Annotated in this window: 16 protein-coding genes; 11 read left to right on the forward strand and 5 right to left on the reverse strand. The window is 69.0% G+C overall.

The annotated features are described in order from the left end of the window. Window positions 1–15: 15 nt before the first annotated feature. From ILP86_RS12125 to ILP86_RS12145, 5 genes are read left to right on the forward strand one after another with little or no spacing between them, the layout of a single operon-like run. Entirely contained in the window at window positions 16–1,512 is a 1,497-nt protein-coding gene (locus tag ILP86_RS12125; RefSeq protein WP_193762089.1) for an ABC transporter substrate-binding protein, read from the forward strand. A gap of 52 nt (window positions 1,513–1,564) precedes the next feature. After that, window positions 1,565–2,527: an ABC transporter permease gene (locus ILP86_RS12130; RefSeq protein ID WP_046748510.1), complete on the forward strand. Its 963-nt coding sequence runs from the start codon at window positions 1,565–1,567 to the stop codon at window positions 2,525–2,527. After that, window positions 2,524–3,384, forward strand: coding sequence for an ABC transporter permease (locus tag ILP86_RS12135; protein ID WP_058631921.1), 861 nt, complete (start codon window positions 2,524–2,526; stop codon window positions 3,382–3,384). The genes ILP86_RS12130 and ILP86_RS12135 overlap by 4 nt, the downstream gene beginning before the upstream one ends. Then, window positions 3,381–4,178 (forward strand): ABC transporter ATP-binding protein, encoded by a 798-nt coding sequence (locus tag ILP86_RS12140; RefSeq protein WP_058631920.1) that lies wholly within the window; start codon window positions 3,381–3,383, stop codon window positions 4,176–4,178. The genes ILP86_RS12135 and ILP86_RS12140 overlap by 4 nt, the downstream gene beginning before the upstream one ends. Continuing rightward, complete coding sequence (locus ILP86_RS12145) at window positions 4,175–4,930, forward strand: ABC transporter ATP-binding protein (RefSeq protein WP_193762090.1); 756 nt, start codon at window positions 4,175–4,177, stop codon at window positions 4,928–4,930. The genes ILP86_RS12140 and ILP86_RS12145 overlap by 4 nt, the downstream gene beginning before the upstream one ends. Window positions 4,931–4,998: 68 nt before the next feature. Here ILP86_RS12145 and ILP86_RS12150 read toward each other — a convergent pair whose 3' ends face one another. The 4 genes from ILP86_RS12150 to ILP86_RS12165 all read right to left on the reverse strand — a co-directional run bounded on the left by ILP86_RS12150 (window position 4,999) and on the right by ILP86_RS12165 (window position 9,065). Next, window positions 4,999–5,355, reverse strand: coding sequence for a DUF779 domain-containing protein (locus tag ILP86_RS12150; RefSeq protein WP_231728823.1), 357 nt, complete (start codon window positions 5,353–5,355; stop codon window positions 4,999–5,001). A 62-nt stretch (window positions 5,356–5,417) separates the two neighbouring features. Further along, window positions 5,418–6,983 carry an aldehyde dehydrogenase family protein gene (locus ILP86_RS12155; RefSeq protein WP_061017535.1) on the reverse strand — a complete coding sequence of 522 codons (1,566 nt, stop codon included), beginning with the start codon at window positions 6,981–6,983 and terminating at the stop codon, window positions 5,418–5,420. A gap of 110 nt (window positions 6,984–7,093) precedes the next feature. Next, complete coding sequence (locus ILP86_RS12160; protein WP_193762091.1) at window positions 7,094–8,422, reverse strand: transcriptional regulator; 1,329 nt, start codon at window positions 8,420–8,422, stop codon at window positions 7,094–7,096. A 76-nt stretch (window positions 8,423–8,498) separates the two neighbouring features. Further along, on the reverse strand, window positions 8,499–9,065 hold the full coding sequence (locus ILP86_RS12165; RefSeq protein WP_113680729.1) for a TetR/AcrR family transcriptional regulator: 567 nt from the start codon (window positions 9,063–9,065) through the stop codon (window positions 8,499–8,501). Window positions 9,066–9,135: 70 nt separating this feature from the next. On the opposite strand from ILP86_RS12165, the gene ILP86_RS12170 reads away from it, so the two are divergent. The 5 genes from ILP86_RS12170 to treZ all read left to right on the forward strand — a co-directional run bounded on the left by ILP86_RS12170 (window position 9,136) and on the right by treZ (window position 16,492). Next, window positions 9,136–9,708 carry a dihydrofolate reductase family protein gene (locus ILP86_RS12170; RefSeq protein ID WP_058631916.1) on the forward strand — a complete coding sequence of 191 codons (573 nt, stop codon included), beginning with the start codon at window positions 9,136–9,138 and terminating at the stop codon, window positions 9,706–9,708. Between the two features lie 135 nt (window positions 9,709–9,843). Next, entirely contained in the window at window positions 9,844–10,146 is a 303-nt protein-coding gene (locus tag ILP86_RS12175; protein ID WP_046748502.1) for a hypothetical protein, read from the forward strand. Then, window positions 10,143–12,317, forward strand: coding sequence for a glycogen debranching protein GlgX (gene glgX / locus ILP86_RS12180; protein WP_141368149.1), 2,175 nt, complete (start codon window positions 10,143–10,145; stop codon window positions 12,315–12,317). Before ILP86_RS12175 ends, glgX begins: the two co-directional genes overlap by 4 nt. Continuing rightward, window positions 12,314–14,662: a malto-oligosyltrehalose synthase gene (treY, locus tag ILP86_RS12185; RefSeq protein WP_193762092.1), complete on the forward strand. Its 2,349-nt coding sequence runs from the start codon at window positions 12,314–12,316 to the stop codon at window positions 14,660–14,662. The genes glgX and treY overlap by 4 nt, the downstream gene beginning before the upstream one ends. A gap of 78 nt (window positions 14,663–14,740) precedes the next feature. Further along, entirely contained in the window at window positions 14,741–16,492 is a 1,752-nt protein-coding gene (gene treZ, locus ILP86_RS12190) for a malto-oligosyltrehalose trehalohydrolase (protein WP_193762094.1), read from the forward strand. 42 nt (window positions 16,493–16,534) lie between these two features. On the opposite strand, the gene ILP86_RS12195 is transcribed toward treZ, so the two are convergent. After that, window positions 16,535–17,962 carry a CCA tRNA nucleotidyltransferase gene (locus ILP86_RS12195; protein WP_127012890.1) on the reverse strand — a complete coding sequence of 476 codons (1,428 nt, stop codon included), beginning with the start codon at window positions 17,960–17,962 and terminating at the stop codon, window positions 16,535–16,537. Between the two features lie 261 nt (window positions 17,963–18,223). Here ILP86_RS12195 and ILP86_RS12200 point away from each other — a divergent pair, with 261 nt between their 5' ends. Continuing rightward, window positions 18,224–20,824: a fibronectin type III domain-containing protein gene (locus ILP86_RS12200; protein WP_193762095.1), complete on the forward strand. Its 2,601-nt coding sequence runs from the start codon at window positions 18,224–18,226 to the stop codon at window positions 20,822–20,824. The last annotated feature ends 92 nt before the right edge of the window (window positions 20,825–20,916 follow it).

A 20,916-nucleotide genomic window follows, 5' to 3' on the forward strand; every position in this document is an offset into this window, starting at 1 on the left:
CACCCTGGAGTACTCATGAGAAGAACCCGCATCCTCGGCGCGCTCGGCGCCGTCGCCACGCTCGCCCTCGTGGCCGGCTGCGCGTCCGGCGCGAACGACGACGGCACCGCGAGCGAAGACGCCACGATCTTCATCGGTTCGCTGTACGAGCCCACCAACCTCAGCAACACCCAGGGCGGCGGCCAGGGCGTGACCGAAGCGCTGACCGGAAACGTCTACGAAGGCCTGTACCGGCTGACCGACGACGGCGAGGTCGAGCCGCTCCTCGCCGAAGATGCCCAGGTGTCCGACGACGGCCTGACGTACACGATCACCCTGCGCGACGACGTGACCTTCCACTCCGGCGACCCGCTCACCTCCGCCGACGTGAAGTCGAGCATCGAGGCCGTCACCGCCGAGGACTCGGTCTCCGCCCGCAAGTCGAGCTTCAAGACGATCTCCGACATCACGACCCCCGATGACAAGACGGTCGTGTTCACGCTCTCGCAGCGATCGATCTCGTTCCTGTACAACCTCAGCTACGTCTGGATCGTGAACGACGAGGCCGGCGACATCACGAGCACCGAAGACGGCACCGGCCCCTACACGCTCGACGAGTGGAAGAAGGGTTCGACCCTCACGCTCGAGCGCTGGGACGACTACTGGGGCGACCCGGCCAAGAACGCGGAGGTCGTCTACACGTACTTCACCGACGCGACGGCCGAGAACAACGCCCTCGTCACCGGCGAGATCGACGTCATCACCAGCGTGCAGAGTCCCGATTCGCTCACGCAGTTCGACTCCGACGACTACGTCGTCAGCGAGGGCACGTCCACGACCAAGGAGCTGCTCGCCTTCAACGACCGCGTCGCTCCCTTCGACAACACTCTCGTGCGCAAGGCCATCTACTCCGCGATCGACACGAAGAAGCTCCTCGAGTCGATCTGGGGCGACTACGGCACGCTGATCGGCTCGATGGTGCCGCCCACCGACCCCTGGTACGAGGACCTCACGCAGGTCAACCCGTACGACGTCGACCTCTCGAAGAAGCTCCTCGCGGAGGCGGGCTACGCCGACGGGTTCACCTTCACCCTCGACACCCCGAGCTACGACCCGCACCCCGCCGTCGCGGAGTTCCTGCAGTCGCAGCTCGCCGAGGTCGGCATCACGGTCGAGATCAACACGATCAGCGCCGACGAGTGGTACACGAAGGTCTTCAAGGAGCAGGACTTCCAGGCGACGCTGCAGGAGCACGTGAACGACCGCGATGTGGTCTGGTACGGCAACCCCGACTTCTACTGGGGCTACAACGACGCCGACGTGCAGAAGTGGGTCGCCGACGCCGAGCAGGCAGCCACGACCGATGAGCAGACCGCCCTGCTCAAGCAGGTCAACGAGAAGATCGCCGCTGATGCCGCGAGCGTATGGTTGTACCTGTACCCGCAGATCGTGGTCGCCTCCAGCGACCTCAGCGGCTACCCCGTCAACGGCCTGAACTCGCAGTTCTTCGCCTACGACATCGTCAAGTCCTGACGTGCGTGGGGGATGCCGCGCGTCGGCATCCCCCACGTCATCCTGAGAAGCCATGCTCGCCTATCTGCTGCGCCGCCTCGCGTTCCTCGCGATCTCGCTCGTCGTCGCGATGATCGCGATCTTCGTGTTGCTGCGCCTGCTCCCCGGTGACCCTGCGAATGCCCTGCTCTCGGTCAATGCGACCCCCGAACAGATCGCGGCCGCGCGAGCCCAGGTCGGCTCCGACCAGCCGCTGCTCCAGCAGTTCACGACGTGGGCGGGCCAACTGCTGCGCTTCGATCTCGGCGAGTCCTTCCTCAGCTCGCGTCCGGTCGGACCGGACATCGCCGATCGCCTTGCCGTGACCCTTCCGCTCACGCTCATCGCCTTCGCGATCGCACTGCTCGTCTCGCTCGTGATCGGCATCACCGCCGCGGTGAAGTCCGACCGCTGGTACGGCATCGTGCTGTCGGGGTTCGCGCAGCTCGGCGTCGCGGTTCCGGTGTTCTGGGTCGGCGTGGTGCTGGTCTGGGTGTTCGCGCTCGGACTGGGCGTGCTGCCCTCCGGCGGCTTTCCCCGCAAGGACTGGGAGGACCCGGCCGACGCGTTGCGCTCACTCGCGCTGCCGGTGATCACGATCGTGATCGTCATGAGTGCATCCCTCAGCCGCTACGTGCGCTCGGCCACCCTCGATGTGCTCGGCAGCGACTACCTGCGCACCGCCCGAGCCGGAGGTTCCGGCATGGGCGAGGCGCTGCTGCGTCACGGCGTGCGCAACGGCGCGGTGCCGGTCGTCGCGGTGCTCGGCATCGAGCTGTCCACCACCCTGCTGGGCGCGGTGGTCGTCGAGAGCGTCTTCACGCTGCCCGGACTCGGAAGCCTGCTGCTGTCGGCCATCGAGCAGCATGACTTCCAGGTGATCCAGGGTGTCCTCGTCGTCAGCACCCTCTTCGTGCTGCTGGTCGGGTTCGCCGCCGACATCCTGCAGCGCCTGATCGACCCGCGCCTGCGCACGAGCGTCTCGGGGAACCGATGAGCCGCGTCGCCGAACAGCTGGTCACCGCATCCGTACCCGTGCGGCGACGTCCGAAGGCGACGCTGCTGATCGGCATCGTGCTCACGGGTCTCATCGTGCTGATCGCTCTGGTGTCGCTGTTCTGGCTGCCCTATCCGCTCGCCGACACCAGTGGCGGCCGCCTCGAAGGGCCCAGCGCGCTGCACCTGCTCGGCACCGACCGGCTCGGACGCGACCTGTTCTCGCAGCTGATGTGGGGCGCACGCATCGCCCTCATCGTCGGCACCTGTGCCGTCGCGATCGCCGCACTCCTCGGCACGATCATCGGGCTGATCGCCGCCTTCGCCCGCCCCTGGGTCGACGACACGCTCTCGGCGGGACTCGACGTCGTGATCGCCTTCCCCGTGCTGCTGCTCGCGATGCTGGTCGTCGCCGTGCAGGGCGCGTCGCTGTGGTCGGCGGTGCTCGCGATCGGACTCGCGATGTCGGCGGTCGTCGCCCGCCTCACCCGCATCCTGGCGCGCCGCGTGCTGCAGGAGCAGTACATCACCGCCGCGCGCACGAGCGGTACCGGGGTGCTCGGCATCGTGTTCCAGCACGTGCTGCCGAACATCGCCCCCACCCTCGCCGTGAGTCTCGCGCTGCAGTTCGGCGCCGCGGTGCTCGCCGAGGCGAGCCTGTCGTACCTGGGCCTCGGTGCCCCGCCGCCCAACGCATCGTGGGGACGGATGCTGCAAGAAGCGCAGGGCACCGTCCTCGTCGCCCCGGTGGGTGCCATCGCTCCCGGTATCGCGATCATCGCGCTGGTGCTCGGTGTGAACTTCCTCGCCGACGGTCTGCGCGACCTCGCCGACCCGACCCGCCGGAGGAGCCGATGAGCATTCTCGACGTCACGGGCCTCACAGTCCGCGCTGCTTCCGGGCCGCTGGTGCGCGATGTCTCGTTCTCCCTCGCGGCGGGTGAGCGCCTGGGGCTGATCGGCGAGTCCGGCTCGGGCAAGTCGCTGACCTCGCTCGCGGTGACCGGCCTGCTCCCTGACGCCCTCAGCGCATCGGGCTCGGTGCTGCTCGGCGGGCACCAGGTCGTCGGCGCGCGGGATGCGGAGCTGCGTCCGCTGCGCGGTCCCGTCGCTCAGATCGTGTTCCAGGAGCCCCTCACCGCGCTCGATCCGCTGATGCGGGTGGGGCGTCAGATCGCGGAGCCCCTGCGACGCCATCTCGGGCTGCGTGGCGGTGAGCTCGCGAAGGCCGTCGCCACCGCGCTCGGCGAGGTCGCCCTGACCGACACCCGCATCGCCCGCTCCTACCCGCACGAGCTCTCCGGCGGTCAGCGTCAGCGTGTGGCCATCGCCATCGCCCTGGCCGCGCGCCCGCAGCTGCTCATCGCCGACGAGCCGACCACCGCGCTGGATGTGACCGTGCAGGACGGCGTGCTCACGCTGCTCGAACGCCTCGTCGACGAGCGCGGCATGGCGCTGCTGTTCATCAGCCACGATCTGGCCGTGGTGTCGCGCATGGTCGAACGCATCGTCGTGCTGCGCGACGGCCTCGTGGTCGAATCGGGTACGGTCGCGCAGGTACTGCACGAGCCGGCCGAGCCGTACACGCGGATGCTGGTCGACAGCGCCCGGGCTCTGGACGCATTTCTCGACGCCGAGGAGGGCGGACGATGACGCTCCTCGAACTGCACGGCGCCAGCTTCGCCTACGGATCCCGTCGCGTGCTCGACGACGTCTCTCTGAGCATCGATGAAGGCGACTCGCTCGGCCTGGTCGGCGAGTCGGGTGCGGGAAAGTCTACGATCCTACGACTGCTGCTCGGGCTCGCCACCCCGCTCGGCGGGCAGGTGCTGTTCGAGGGCACCGCCCTGAGCCCGCGCGACCGCGCCCAGGTGCGTCGCTTCCGCGCGAGCGTGCAACCGATCTTCCAGGACCCGTACTCCTCGCTCGACCCCCGACAGCGCATCGACCGCATCGTCGGCGAACCGCTGCGGTCGCTGGGGCTGGCGTCCGGTGCGGATGCCCAGCGCCGCATCACTGAGGCCCTCGACGCGGTCGGGCTTCCTGCCGACACCGCACGCCGATACCCGCATGAGTTCTCCGGTGGACAGCGTCAGCGCATCGCGATCGCCCGAGCCGTGGTCTCCCGCCCCCGGGTACTGCTCGCCGACGAACCGGTCAGCGCGCTCGATGTGACCACTCGCGTGCAGGTGCTCGAACTGCTCGATCGACTGCGCCGCGAGAACGGCCTCTCGCTCGTGATGGTGTCGCACGACCTCACCGCGATCGCCTCGGCCTGCGACCGGACGGTGGTCTTGAAGGACGGCCGCGTGGTGGAGCAGGGCGCCACGTCCGACGTGCTGCACGCTCCACAGGACCCCTACACGCGGGCGCTCGTCGACGCTGTTCCGCGGCTGCCGCGCTGAGTGCCGCTCCCGTCGCGATATGACAGCTGGATTCGCCGATTCGGCTGTCATATCGCGACCGGAGTAGGTCAGAGCATCCGGGAGCGGATCAGGAATCGCATGCCGGTGGGGCCCTCGACGCTGAAACCCGCACCGCGGCCGGGCACGACGTCGATCGTCAGGTGCGTGTACTTCCAGTACTCGAACTGCGATTCCGACATGTACACCTCGACGGGCCGGTCCAGGCCGACGTCGAGCGCCCCGAGAAGTACGTCGCCCTGCCCGGTGATGAACATGCCGACCGGGTAGCACATGGGTGATGAGCCGTCGCAGCAGCCGCCGGACTGGTGGAACATGAGGGGTCCATGCTGGGCCGTGAGGTCGCGCACGAGCGATGCCGCTGCTTCCGTCACGGCCACGCGTTCCACGGTCTCGTCGCCGATCACGGTTCATTCCCTTCAGAGAATATGTCCGGGCGGACGCTCGTGCGCCCGCCCGGAGAGGTGACTCAGAAGAAGCCCATCGGGCCTTCGGCGTACGAGACCAGGAGGTTCTTCGTCTGCTGGTAGTGGTCGAGCATCATCTTGTGGTTCTCCCGTCCGACGCCGGACTGCTTGTATCCGCCGAATGCCGCATGCGCCGGGTACTGGTGATACGTGTTGGTCCACACCCGTCCGGCCTCGATCGCCCGTCCCGCGCGGTAGGCCGTGTCGCCGCTGCGGCTCCACACCCCGGCGCCCAGTCCGTACAGGGTGTCGTTGGCGATCGAGATCGCGTCGTCGAAGCCGTCGAACGAGGTGACCGACAGCACCGGGCCGAAGATCTCCTCCTGGAAGATGCGCATGTCGTTCGTGCCCTCGAACACGGTCGGAGCCACGTAGTAGCCCTCGCTGAGATCGCCGCCGAGGTCGACGCGCTCGCCACCGGTCAGCAGCCGCGCACCGCCCTGCTTCCCGATGTCGATGTAGCTGAGGATCTTCTCCAGCTGGTCGTTCGACGCCTGAGCTCCGATCATGGTGGCGGGGTCGAGCGGGTTGCCCTGCACGACCTTGCCCACCCGCTCCAGGCCGTCGGCGAGGAAGCCGTCGTAGATCGAGCGCTGGATGAGGGCGCGAGACGGGCAGGTGCAGACCTCGCCCTGATTGAGCGCGAACATCGTGAACCCCTCGAGCGCCTTGTCGTAGAACGGGTCTTTCGTCGAGCGGGCGACATCTTCGAAGAACACGTTCGGGCTCTTGCCTCCGAGTTCGAGCGTCACCGGGATGAGGTTCTGCGATGCGTACTGCATGATCAGTCGCCCGGTCGTCGTCTCTCCGGTGAAGGCGACCTTGCGGATGCGCTTGTGCTGCGCGAGCGGAGCGCCCGCCTCGATGCCGAACCCGTTGACGATGTTGACGACGCCGGCGGGCAGAAGGTCGCCGATGATGTCGAACAGGAACAGCAGTGAGGCCGGGGTCTGTTCGGCCGGCTTGATCACCACGCAGTTGCCTGCGGCGAGCGCGGGCGCCAGCTTCCACACCGCCATCAGGATCGGGAAGTTCCACGGGATGATCTGTCCGACCACGCCGAGCGGCTCATGGAAGTGGTACGCCACGGTGTTCTCGTCGAGCTGGCTGATGCCGCCCTCCTGAGCCCGAAGCACTCCGGCGAAGTAGCGGAAGTGATCGACCGCGAGAGGGATGTCGGCCGCGAGCGTCTCCCGCACGGGCTTGCCGTTCTCCCACGTCTCGGCGACCGCGATCTCCTCCAGGTGCTGCTCGATGCGGTCGGCGATGCGGTTGAGGATCACCGACCGCTCGGCTGGGCTCGTCTTGCCCCAGCCGGCGAATGCCTGCCAGGCGACCTCGACCGCCCGGTCGATGTCTTCGCTGGTGCCGCGCCCGACCTCGGTGAAGGGCTTGCCGTTGACGGGGCTGACGTTCTCGAAGTACTGGCCCTTGACGGGTTCCACGAACTCGCCACCGATGTAGTGGCCGTAGCGCGCCCGATAGTTCGCGACGGCTCCGGGCTGCCCGGGGGCGGCGTATGCGGTGGACGATGGGGCGACGGACACGTCTTCTTCGACGATGGTCATGGGGGTCTCCTTCGACGGGTGCGCCGCGCTTCGGTGCTGCGGCTCTTCCCCGAAGCTAGGTCGACCGACGTTGCGACCCGATGCGCAACGTTGCGACCGGTTGCAGAGGCTCAGGCCTCGAGACGCTCGATCCGCGCGACCAGTCCCGCGCGCTTCGGCGACCGGGCGGGGAGCATCTCCAGCGCGAGGCGGAGGGCTTCGGCGTCACCCTGGCCCTCGGGGATCTCCGCATAGGAGAGCAGCACGTCGAGACTCGCCTCGGACAGCATCGCCTCCCGCAGCGCCGCGCGCACCGACTCGCGGAATTCCTCCACACCCGGCGACGTCGACTCGGGCAGCACCGGTCCTCGGTAGGCGGTGAGCGCCACCCTGTGGGCACCTCGGTCCAGCAGCGACAGAACGTCGTGCGCATCGGTGTCGAGGGTGACGGGAAGGCGGTACGGTCGCGACTCCGGCACGAGGTCGGGAGCCGTGCGCTCGAGCACCTTCCGCAGCCGGACCATCTCGGGGCGGAGCGTGTCGGGCGAGACGCCCGGTCCGTACACGAGCTCGCACAGGCGCTCGGCCGAGAGTCCCTGTCGGTGCACGCCGAGCATCAGCAGGATCGCGGCATGACGGGCGCTGAGCTCGATCACGGACTCTTCGTGGTCCGACTCCGTCTCCAATCGGGCCCGATCGCGTCCGAGCACGTGAAGTGTCGCCCGCGCCGTTGCCGGCACCCGGGACTTCGCAGCCGACGCACGAGGCCGGTGCGCCTCACTGCGCGCCCGCAGACGCGCCACCATCAGCTCCGACTCCACGGCGCGGGCTGTCGCATCCACGAGCAGCCGTGCCTGCAGCGAGACGACCTCCGCTCCCCCGGTGATGTCGATGACCCCGAGCACGCGGTGCGTCTCCGGGTCGCGGACGGGAGCCGCGGTGCAGGACCAGGGGTGCACGAGACGGTTGTAGTGCTCCGCGCCGCGGATCTGCACGGACTGTCCGAGCACCAGAGCGGTTCCGGGTGCGCTGGTGCCGACGGCATCCTCCGACCAGTTCGCTCCCGCGACGAAGCCCATGTCGTCGGTGAGCGACCGCAGCTGCCTGTCGCCCTCGATCCACAGCAGACGGCTCGCCTGGTCGCCGACGGCGATGACGACGCCGGCGTCCTGGGCCTCGCCGGGCAGCAGGAGGGCACGGATCATGTCCATGACGGAGGCGAGCGGATGCGCCAGCCGATAGGCGTCCAGCTCGTCGCTCACGAGATCGAGAGGAGGAGCGCCCTCGGGGCCGACGCGACTGCGCCATGCCCGCTCCCACGACTCCCGGACGAGTGGCCGCACCTCCTGAAGACGCCGGTCTTCGAGGTTCCCGGCGAGCAGCTCCTCGTGCGCACGCTCGATGAGAAGTCGCGATGTCGGGGGAAGCGACTCGCGGGATACCTGCCACGGCGCAGACACAGCGGTCTCCGATCGTCGAGAGCGTGCGTTGCCTCAGTGTACGAGCAGCGCGCCCCCGAGGGAACACCCCGCCGGGTCAGCGGATGAGCCCGGCGACCAGGTCGTCGATGACGTCGTCGGTGGAGGTCTCCTGATCGATGGGCGTCGTGAGCCTGTCGAGCAGGAGTCCATCGATCGCATAGTGGAACAGGGCGATCTCGCGGCGTCCTCCCGGGAGTCCCGCCGCGGTGTTGAAAGCCACGTCGGCGTCGAACCCGGCGCGCTGCCACGCACCGAGGACGGCTGCGACCTCGGGCCGCCGACCGCCCTCGAGCCGCAGCTCGAACAGCGCGAGCGTCACGTCCCGATCGTCGGTCAGGCGTCGCACGATGTCGCGGAGGTAGTCGGCGAAGAGCGCGGGTCCCGGGGCAGCCTTCGACCGGCGTTCGAGATCATCGGCGCTCGGTGCGAGACGCTCCCCGATCCGCTCGACCAGTCCTTCGATCAGGGCGTCCCTGCTGCGGAAGTAGTTCGACGTCGTGCCGATCGGGACCTGAGCGGCGACGTCGACGGCGCGGTGCGTGAGCCCCCGTGATCCTTCGCGTGCGAGCACGGCGAGTCCCGCATCCGCGATGGTCCGTCGTCGCGAGTCGTTCTTCACCATGGAAGGAACCCTAGCGCAATCACTACGCCTGTTGTACTGTAACCGCTACAGATGTAGTGATTGGAGAACCATGCGAGAGCTCGTGTACTACGCCGCCGTCAGCCTCGACGGGTACATCGCCGGTCCGAACGGTGAATTCGACGCGTTCCTCATCGAGGGCGACCACATGGACGGCATCAATGCCCGCTTCGCCGACACGCTGCCGACCGTCGCCGCCGAAGCCCTCGGGGTTCCGCAGCGGCGCGAGATGTTCGACACCGTCCTCATGGGGTGGAACACCTACGCCGTGGGCGGGCTGTCGAGTCCCTATCGACACCTCCGCCAGATCGTGTTCAGCAGTACGAGAACAGCGGACGGCGAGAACCTCGAAGTGACAGCGGAGCACCCGGTGTCGGTGGTGCGACGCCTGAAGCAGGAGGAGGGAGCAGCGATCTGGCTGTGCGGCGGCGGCGCACTCGCGGCAACCCTCGCAGACGAGATCGATCGACTCGTGCTGAAGCGGCAGCCGCTGCTCTTCGGGGCGGGCATCCCGCTCTTCCGTGAGCGCTCTTACCGTCCCGAGCGGTTCGATGCGGTGCAGACGGTCGCCTACGACTCGGGCGTCGTCGTCACGGAACTGCAACGCCGCCCCCACGAGAGCTGACATCCCGACGAGACCTGACGCCCGGACGGCGAGGAGGACGACGCGCCATACCTCCTCCTCGCCGCCCTGGCAACGGTGTTCCCGAAGGGCGGTCTGGTTCCTAGCGTGGGAGCACCCCACGAGTCAGGAGGCGCCATGAACGTCCGAACCCCCACCCCCACTGGCTCTGCCCGCCACGCCTCCGCGCACCCCGCCGACAGCCCGGCTCACCGGCCCGCGGTCGAAGCCGTGTGCGAGCGCGTCGGCTTCGACCGCTACGTCGTCAGCCACGATCGTCCCGTCGGCTACATCGACGTCGTGCCACCGCTTTTCGTCTGCTATCTGGGCCACCCGTATCCCCGATCGGTGGAGGTCGCGCAGGTCTACGATTTCGAGCGTGCAGTGAGTATCGTCGATGCCATGGCAGCCGGCACCCGCAACCACACCGTCGCCGGATGAGCGGCGAGATCTGGCCCGGAACCGCATATCCGCTCGGGGCGACCTTCGACGGTCAGGGGACGAACTTCGCCCTCTTCAGCGAAGGCGCCGAGCGCGTCGAGCTGTGCCTGTTCGATGAGGACGGCACGGAGACCCGCGTGCCCCTCACCGAGGTGGACGCGTTCGTCTGGCACGGCTACCTTCCCACGGTGCAGCCGGGGCAGCTCTACGGCTACCGCGTGCACGGACCGTACGACCCCGCCCAGGGGCAGCGCTTCAACGCGAACAAGCTGCTGCTCGACCCGTACGCCAAGGCCGTCGCCGGGCGGATGGACTGGGGCCAGCCCCTCTTCGGCTACGACTTCGGCGATCCCGACTCGCGCAACGACGACGACTCCGCGGCCGCGATGGTCAAGAGCGTCGTGGTCAATCCCTTCTTCGAATGGGCGGGTGATCGACCGCTGAAGACCCCCTATGCCGAGACCGTGATCTACGAGGCGCACGTGAAGGGGCTCACCCAGCGGCATCCCGACATCCCCGAAGAGCTCCGAGGCACCTACGCCGGCATCGCCCACCCCGCCGTGGTCGAGCACCTTCAGCGCCTCGGCATCACGGCGCTGGAGCTCATGCCCGTGCACCAGTTCGTCGACGACTCCGTGCTCGAGGAGAAGGGGCTGTCGAACTACTGGGGCTACAACACCCTGGGGTTCTTCGCCCCGCACAACACCTACTCCGCGACGGGCGAGCACGGCCAGCAGGTGCAGGAGTTCCGGGCGATGGTGCGCACCCTGCACGAGGCCGGGATCGAGGTCATCCTCGACGTGGTCTACAACCACACCGCGGAGGGCAACCACCTCGGCCCGACGCTCTCGATGCGCGGTATCGACAACGAGGCGTACTACCGACTCGAAGAGGACAAGCGCTACTACACGGACTACACCGGCACGGGCAACAGTCTGAACGCGGGCAACCCGCATGCCCTGCAGCTGCTGATGGACTCGCTGCGCTACTGGGTGACCGAGATGCACGTCGACGGGTTCCGCTTCGACCTCGCGGCGACCCTCGCCCGCGAGTTCTACGACGTCGACCGCCTCGCGGCGTTCTTCGAGCTCGTGCAGCAGGACCCGATCGTCTCGCAGGTGAAGCTCATCGCCGAGCCGTGGGACATCGGCCCCGGGGGCTACCAGGTGGGCAACTTCCCGCCGCAGTGGACGGAGTGGAACGGCAAGTACCGAGACACCGTGCGCGATTTCTGGCGCGGTGAGCCGCAGGCACTCGGCGAGTTCGCCTCCCGCCTCACCGGGTCCGCCGACCTGTACGAGCACTCCGGCCGACGACCCGTCGCCTCGATCAACTTCGTCACTGCGCACGACGGCTTCACCCTGCGCGACCTCGTCTCGTACAACGAGAAGCACAACGAGGCGAACGGCGAGGACAACAACGACGGCGAATCCCACAACCGCTCCGACAACATGGGCGCGGAGGGACCGACCGACGACATCGACATCAACCGGCGCCGCGCGCGTCAGCAGCGGAACTTCCTCGCCACGCTGCTGCTCTCGCAGGGCGTGCCGATGATCTCCCACGGCGACGAGCTCGGCCGCACGCAGCACGGCAACAACAACGGCTACGCGCAGGACAACGAGCTCACCTGGATCGACTGGGAGGCGGCCGACCTGCCCCTCGTCGAGTTCACCGCCGCCGTGGCCCGACTCCGCCGTGAGCATCCCACCTTCCGCCGCAGCCGCTTCTTCGACGGTCGCCCCGGCCGGTCCGACGACGACCGCATCCCCGACGTCGTCTGGCTGCGCCCCGATGGCCGACCGATGGCCCCGGAGGACTGGGATTCCGGATTCGGGCGCTCCGTGGGGATGTTCCTCAACGGACAGGGCATCCGCGAGAACGATTCGCGAGGGCGCCCCGTCACCGACGTGAACTTCCTCGTCTACTTCAACAGCGGCGACGAGCCGATCGACCTCGTCATCCCCGACGAGCGCCACGGTGCGCAATGGCGGATCGTCGTCGACACCGCAGGCGAACTGGCCGCGGATCGCGCGCTGGAGCCCGGGGACGGCATCCCGCTCGACGGCAAGGCGACCCTGGTGCTGCAGGAGATCGACGGAGTGCCGGAGGCCGCCGACGACTCGGTCGACGCCTCCCTCCGCGCCCAGAGCGGGCAGGCGGCGTCGTGACCCTGCGTCCGCTCTCCACCTACCGATTGCAGATCACCGCCGATTTCCCCCTCGACTCCGCGGCAGGGGTGACCGATTACCTCGCCGACCTCGGCGTCTCCTGGGCGTACCTCTCCCCCGTGCTCGCGGCGGTCAGCGGCTCGAACCACGGTTACGACGTGGTCGACCACGGACGCGTCGACCCCGAGCGCGGAGGCGAGGAAGGACTCGAGCGCTTCGCCGCCGCCGCTCGGGCCGCAGGGCTCGGGATCCTCGCCGACATCGTGCCCAACCACATGGGAGTCGGTGCCCCACGCCAGAACGCCTGGTGGTGGGAGGTGCTGCGTCTGGGGAGGGAGACCCGTGTCGCGGCGGCCTTCGACATCGACTGGGCGGCCGGCGGTGGGCGTCTGATCCTGCCGATCCTGGGCTCATCACCGGAACAGGCGATCACCGAGCGCCTCTTCGCCGTCGACACGACCCCGGCACCCGACGCGCCCGACGGGGTGCTGACGTACTTCGAGCACGTGCTGCCGCTCGCCCCCGGCACGGCGCAGCTGGCCGACGACCTTCCCGCACTGCTCGCCGCCCAGCATTACGACCTCCGCTACTGGGAGGAGCAGAACACCGATCTCAACTACAGACGGTTCTTCGCCGTCTCCGAGCTCGCCGGCCTCCGAGTCGAGCTGCCGGACGTCTTCGCGGAGTCGCATCGCGAGATCATCCGATGGATCCGCAGCGGGCTCGCGGACGGATTGCGTGTCGATCACCCCGACGGGCTCGTCGATCCGACCGGATATCTGGAGCGCCTGGCTGACGCGACGGGGCGGGCGTACACGCTGGTCGAGAAGATCCTCGAACCGGGCGAAGCCCTGCCCGCGTGGTGGCGCACCGATGGAACGACCGGATACGACGCTCTCGCCGACATCGATCGGCTCTTCGTCGACCGTGCGGGAGTCGACGCTCTCGACAGTCTCGACGAGAGGCTGCGTGCGGAGACCGGGCTCCCGGCCGCCCCCGCGTGGCCTGACCTGATCCACGACACCAAGCGCATGATCGCCGACGGGCTGCTGCAGGCGGAGGTGCGCCGGCTCGTGCGCACTCTGCCCCACGGGATCGTGCACGCCGATGACGCCCTGGCTGAACTCGTGGCGTGCTTCCCGGTCTATCGCTCGTACCTCCCCGAGGGGCGCGAGCATCTGCGCGTCGCGTTCACCGAGGCCCGTCGACGCCGCCCCGACGTCTCGGCGGCCTTCGCCGAGCTCGAGCCGCTGCTGTCCGACCCCCGACTCGAGGTCGCGCAGCGCTTCCCTCAGGTAACTGGAGCGGTGATGGCGAAGGGCGTCGAGGACACCGCGTTCTACCGCTTGACCCGACTGGGAACGCTCACTGAGGTGGGCGCCGACCCCGCGATCCCCGCCGTGACGGTCGACGACTTCCATCGGCGGCAGAACGCCAGGCTCGGCGCCTGGCCCCACTCGATGACCACGCTGTCGACGCACGACACGAAGCGCTCGGAGGATGTGCGCGCCCGACTGTCGGTCCTCTCCGAGATCCCCGAGCGCTGGGCCGAGGTGCTGGGTGAACTCCGCACCATCGCGACCACCGGCCACGGTCCGCTGGATGCCCTCCTCTGGCAGGCGGCGGTCGGTGCGTGGCCCCTCTCCTCCGAGCGTTTCCTCGCCTATGCGACCAAGGCGGCACGCGAGGCCGCGGAGGCCACGACCTGGCAGCATCCGGATGCGCGGTTCGAGGAGGGCCTCGCGACGATCGCGCAGGCGCTCGAGGGCAAAGCCGCCCCGATCCTGGAACGCTTCGTGGACGAGATCCTGGCGGCCGGCCGCTCCAACTCGCTCTCCGCGAAGCTGCTGCAGCTCACCGCGCCCGGCGTCCCCGACGTGTATCAGGGCACGGAGCTGTGGGACCTCTCCCTCGTCGACCCCGACAACCGTCGACCGGTCGACTTCGAGCTGCGGAGGCGGATGCTCGCGGAGCTCGACGCGGAGGTCGCGCGGGGCATCCTCCCCGCCGTCGACGACTCTGCGCGGGCGAAGCTGCTCGTCACGTCGCGAGCACTGCGCGCCCGTCGAGACAACCCCGAGCTGTTCCGGTTCTACCGTCCCGCTGTCGTCGAGGGCGCGGCAGCCGACCACGCTGTCGCGGCTCATCGCGGAGGGATCACCGTCGTGGCCACCCGTCTTCCGATGGGGCTGGCGCGCCGCGGAGGATGGGGCGACACTGTCATGATGCGCCCCGACCTCCCCGCCACCGATCTGCTGACCGGCCGACGCATCGGACCGGGGCCGGTCCGGCTGGCCGAGCTGCTGGACACGTATCCGGTGGCTCTGCTCGAGCTCGCCCGATGAAATCCGTGTGCTCGATGACGGCACGACGGTGACGGCGGGTATCGATGACGGCGGGGTGTCGATGACGGCGGGGTATCGATGATCGAGGTCTGGGCACCGAAGGCGAGCAGGGTGCGGCTGAGACGAACCTCTCGACACGGCAGCACGACGCAGACCGATCTCGATCCGGCGTCAGGCGGATGGTGGCGAGCCGGCGACGAGCTCGAAACCGGCGAGCGCTACGGATTCCTCCTCGACGACGATCCCGAGCTGCGGCCGGATCCGCGCTCTCGCCGACAGCCCGACGGTGTGCACGCGGCATCCGCGGCGTTCGACGTCGGCGACTTCGCCTGGAGCGATGCGGGATGGGCGGGACGGCAGCTCGCCGGAGGCCTGGTCTACGAACTGCACCTCGGCACGTTCACGCCGGAGGGGACGCTCGACGCCGCGATCACGCGCCTGCCTCACCTGGTGCAGCTGGGGGTGACGCACGTCGAGCTGCTTCCGGTCAACGCCTTCAACGGGCGCTGGAACTGGGGCTACGACGGAGTGCTCTGGTACGCGGTGCACGAGGCGTACGGGGGCCCTGCCGCGTACCAGCGGTTCGTGGATGCCGCGCACGGGCACGGGCTCGCCGTGGTGCAGGACGTGGTCTACAACCACCTCGGTCCGAGCGGCAACTACCTGCCCCTGTTCGGCCCCTACCTGCGCGAGGGCGAGAGCACGGCGTGGGGCGACTCGGTCAACCTCGACGAACCGGCCGTGCGCGACTACATCATCGACAACGCCCTGATGTGGTTGCAGGACTTCCATGTCGACGGGCTGCGTCTCGATGCGGTGCATGCTCTGCACGATCAGAGCCCTGTGCACATCCTCCGCGAACTCGCCGAACGCGTCGACGCGCTGTCGGTGCAGCTCGATCGTCCGCTCGCCCTGATCGCCGAGTCCGACCTCAACGATCCGACGCTCATCCTGCCCCGTGAGGCCGGTGGCTACGGCCTGACCGCGCAGTGGTCAGACGACTGGCACCACGCCGTCCATGTGGCCCTCACGGGGGAGACCGGCGGCTACTACGCCGACTTCGCCGCGGAGAATGGCCTGGCGAAGGTGACCGAGCACGGGTTCTTCCATGACGGCACGTTCTCGTCCTTCCGCGGACGTCCCCACGGCGCGCCGATCCCACCCGAAGTGCCGACGTGGCGACTCGTGACCTTCGCGCAGGACCACGATCAGGTGGGCAACCGCGCGGCAGGCGACCGCCTCTCCGCCACCCTCTCTCCGGATCGCCTGGCCGTCGCTGCGGTCCTGACCCTCACCGCCCCCGGCACTCCGATGCTCTTCATGGGCGAGGAGTGGGGTGCATCCACCCCCTGGCAGTTCTTCACCTCGCACCCCGAACCCGAGCTCGGCCGCGCCGTCGCCGAGGGGCGGACCGCCGAGTTCGCCCGCATGGGGTGGGATCCGGATGCGGTGCCCGACCCACAGGACCCCGACACGTTCGCCCGCTCCCACCTCGACTGGAGCGAGCTCGACGATCCGGAGCACGCGCGGATGCTCACCCTGTACCGCGACCTCGTGACGCTGCGAAGGGAGTGGCCCGCCCTCACCGACCCCGACTCCACGCACACCGCGGTGGAGGTCCGAGAGACCGACGGCACGCCCGAACGGCGGGTCTACCGCATCGACCGTGGAGACCTCTCCGTGGTGGTCAACCTCGCATCGACGTCGCAGGCGTTCGACGTGGGAGCCCGCACCAGGGTGCTGCTTTCCACGTCGGGGTTCCGTCGGGAGGACTCGCTCGTGACGCTGCCGCCCGACAGTGCAGCGATCGCGACCTCGCCCCTGGTCTGAGCCGCCACAGTGCGGCCACCACAGTGCGGCCACTGTGCGCAGTCAGTCGCGCGCAGCCCACCACTCGCGCAGTCGCTGCTCGGCGACGTCCGCACCGAGCACACCCTCGTCCAGGCGCAGGTCGAGCAGGAACCGATAGGCCTCACCGACCTCGCGGCCCGGTCCGATCCCGAGCACCTGCTGGATGCGGTTGCCATCGAGCTCCGGGCGGATGGCGTCGAGCTCCTCCTGCTCGCGGAGCGCGGCGATGCGCGACTCGATGTCGTCGTACGCGCTCGCGAGACGGCCGGCCTTGCGCTTGTTCCGTGTGGTCACATCCGCGCGGGTGAGGATGTGCAGGCGTTCGAGCAGGTCGCCGGCATCGCGCACGTAGCGGCGCACGGCTGCGTCCGTCCACGCCCCCTCGGCGTAGCCGAAGAAGCGCAGGTGCAGCTCGATGAGCGTGGCGACGGCGTTCGTGGTCTCGGTGTCGAAACGCAGCGCCTGCAGCCGCTTGCGCGCCATCCGCGCACCCACGACGTCGTGGTGGTGGAACGTGACGACGCCCCCGGCCTCGAGCTTGCGCGTGCGCGGCTTGCCGATGTCGTGCAGCAGCGCAGCGATGCGCAGCGGCACATCCGGTACGGCTCCGGGATGACGGGAGTGCTCGAGCTCGATGGCCTGGGCGAGCACGGTCAGCGAGTGCTCGTAGACATCCTTGTGGTGGTGGTGCTCGTCGACTTCGAGGCGCAGCTCGGTCACTTCGGGGAGGAACTCGTCGATCAGCCCGGTGTCCACCAGCACGCGGATGCCGCGCACCGGGTCGTCGGTCTGCATGAGGCGCACCAGCTCGGACTGGACGCGCTCGGGGCTGACGATCTTCAGCGTCTCGCGCAGCTCGGTGATCGCCGCGGCCGTCGCCTCCTCGACCTGGAAGCCGAGCTGGGCGCTGAAGCGAGCGGCGCGCAGCATCCGGAGCGGGTCGTCGCCGAACGACACCCGAGGATCCGCCGGCGTGCGCAGGACGCCGGCGATGAGGTCTTCCACCCCGCCGGTCGGGTCGACGAGCTTCACGGACGGCACCTGCAGCGCCATGGCGTTCACGGTGAAGTCGCGGCGCACGAGGTCGCCGTCGATGGTGTCGCCGAACTCCACGGTGGGCTTGCGGGTCACGCCGTCGTAGCTGTCCGCGCGATAGGTCGTGATCTCGACCTGTTCACGCTGCACGCGTGCGCCGATCGTGCCGAACGCGCGACCGATGTCCCACTGCGCGGTGGAGATGGGCGTGACGATGGCCAGGATGTCGTCGGGGGACGCGTTCGTCGTGAAATCGAGATCGTGCGTGTCACGGCCGAGCAGGGCATCACGCACCGGACCGCCGACGACCGCGAGGTCGAAGCCCGCTTCGTCGAAGGCAGTCGCCAGGGTGCGGACGACCGGGTTCTCGGCGAGCGCACCGAGACGAGCGAGGCCGTCAGCCATGTTGAGCATGGGTTCCAGCGTACCGGGGCGAGCCGTCCGCGCCGGGGCCGTCTCCCGCCCCGGCGAAAACCCAGACCATCCGTCCGCGCGCCGGCGCGCCATCCCTCGACACGCCGCTCCCCGCGCAGTCGGTCTCCGTTTCGGCCGGGCGACATCGTGAACGGAGTTCACCTCCCGGTCGCCAGGAGGTCAGCGCCCGGTCATCCCGTTTCGATGGGGTGGAGGGGCCCCGTGCGGCTGAGCACGGAAACCCCACCTCGAAGGACTGACATGACCTCCCCCACCCCTGCGGTGCGGTGGCGGCGTCGCGGACTGACGTCCGTCGCGCTCCTCGCCCTGCTCGGCGGCGCCGTCGTCGCCCCCGCGGCTCTTGCCGCCCCCGACCCCGAAGTGCCGACGGGCTCACTGATCACCGGCGACACCGCCTGGCACTACCTCGACGACGGATCCGACCCGTCTCCCGCACCCGCAGCCCTCCGCGACTGGACACTGCCTGCCTACGACGACAGCGCGTGGAAGACGGCTCCGGGCTCGTTCGGCGCCAAGGGCGGGAAGCTCGCACCGGTCGGCCCGCAGACGCCCAAGACCCTGCTCAACCACTACCTCGACGGCACGGCGGCCCCGACCGTGCCGACCTACTTCTTCCGCACGACGTTCGAGCTCGAGGCAGGCGTCGCCGAGCAGGTCGCCGCTCTACAGAGCACCATCACCTACGACGACGCCATCATCGTGTGGATCAACGGCCAGGAGGTGGCCCGCTACGTCGACGGCAGGATCACCGACACCACCAACGTCGAGTACGCGGGCGATGGCAACGGCGACCCGCTCACGAGCACGTTCAGCGCCGAGGGAACCCTCCTGCACGACGGCACCAACACGATCGCGGTGTCGCTGTTCCAGGACCGCGCAACCAGCTCCGACATCTTCTTCGACATGTCCGCGTTGACCCTCGTGAAGGCCTCCGCACCTGGCACCCCCGTCGTCGCGCCGCCGACGCGCGTCATCCTCACCCCGACCGAACAGCCGGCCGTCTCGCAGTCGTTCTCCTGGCTCGCAGGCGACGCCTCGCACACGGTCGGACAGGTCGAGATCGCCCCGTCCGCCGGCGGAGAGACCCGCACAGTCGACGCGTACGACGCTGGTGTCGTGAACGGCAACCCGAACAAGCACTTCTCGGCGACGGTGACGGGTCTCACCGCTGCCACCGAGTACCGCTACCGCGTCGGCCTGCCCGGAAGCTGGAGCGACTGGTTCACCTTCCGCACCGCGGATCCGTCCGCGACCGACTTCCAGTTCATCTACTACGGCGACGCCCAGATCGGTCTGGACACCACGTGGCCGAGCGTCGTGAAGCAGGCCGAGGCGCAGGCTCCCCGCTCGATCGGCTCCGTGCACGCGGGTGACCTGATCAACACGTCGAGCAACGAGAACGAGTGGGTCAACTGGTTCAAGGGCATGAAGGATTCGGCCGTCCGTACGAACGTGATGGCCGCCCCCGGCAACCACGAGTACTCCGGCGACAAGCTGCTCACGGCGTGGAAGGCGGCGTTCGAGTACCCGCGCAACAACCCGTCGACCAGCTCCATCGGCGAACTGGCGAACCTGGCGAAGGGCGACTCCGAGGTCGCGCAGCAGTACCGCGCGTTCTTCGACCACTGGAGCTCGTTCGCCGCAGAGACCGCGTACTACACCGACTACCAGGGCGTGCGTTTCATCACCCTGAACGCCACTCGCGACACGACGTTCCTCACCCCGGCCGGCCTCCCGTCGTGCACGGGGGCGGAGTGCCCCTCGTCGCAGATCGGCACCCTGTGGACGCGCTTCCAGGGTGCATGGCTCGACCTGCTGCTGCAGAACAGCCCGTCGAAGTGGAACGTCGTCACGTTCCACCAGCCCGTGTTCTCGGCCTCGGCCGGGCGCGATGAGCCCATCCTCCGCGCCGAGTGGCTGCCGGTCTTCCAGCGCAACGACATCGACCTGGTTCTCATGGGACACGACCACACGTACGCCCGCGGATACGTGAACACCGACGCGACCGAGACCCCCGGCCTCACCACGGGCCCGGTCTACGTCGTCTCGAACTCGGGCGCGAAGCACTACGACCTGGAGACGCCGGAGAAGAACGTCTGGACCAACAACGGCGCCACCCAGGTGCTGCGCGGTCAGGGCGTGACGACCTACCAGGTGATCGACGTCTCGAAGAATCAGCTGGTCTACCGGTCGTACCTGGCCGAGAAGCAGCCGGACACCACGACGGACCTCCCCGTCGGTGCCGTCTACGACACGTTCACGGTGACCAAGTCGGATGCGGGCGAGAAGTGGGTGACCGAGGCCGGCGTCACACCTCCGGTCACCCCCGAGCCCGAGGCTCCGGCGAAGGTCGAACTCGGCGCGGCATCCGTGCAGGCCGGTGGCACGGTCACGGTGACGGGCAGCGGCTTCGCAGAGGGCGCTCAGCTGCGGCTCGAGCTGCGTTCCGACCCGGTGCAGCTGGGCACGGGCACCGCCGATGCGGACGGCTCGTTCCAGCGCACGGTGACCATCCCGGCGAACACTCCGGCCGGTGCGCACACGCTCGCCGTGATCCAGCCCGACGGCACCGAGGTCACTGCAGCTCTGAGCGTCACGGCCGCGTCCGGTGGCGGAGCGACGACACCGGGTAACGGCGGTTCCGCGGGTAACGGCGGATCCGCAGGTAACGGCGGATCCGCAGGTAACGGCGGATCCGCAGGCGGCGACCTCGCCACCACGGGAGCCGACAGCCTTCCCTACATCGCCGCTGCCGTCGTGCTCCTCGCCGCGGGCCTCGGCCTGTTCGCGATGCGCCGCCGTCGCCGGCACGCCACGGTAGACACGACCGAGGCGGAGTAGTCCGAGAGGGGCGTCGCCCGGGCCTCGAGCCCGGGCGGCGCCCCTCTCCCAGCCGCTGAAGCCGGCGAAAACCCAGATCCATGGGCTTGCAC

Source organism: Microbacterium sp. R1 (genome assembly GCF_015159725.1).
Lineage (GTDB): Bacteria > Actinomycetota > Actinomycetes > Actinomycetales > Microbacteriaceae > Microbacterium > Microbacterium oxydans.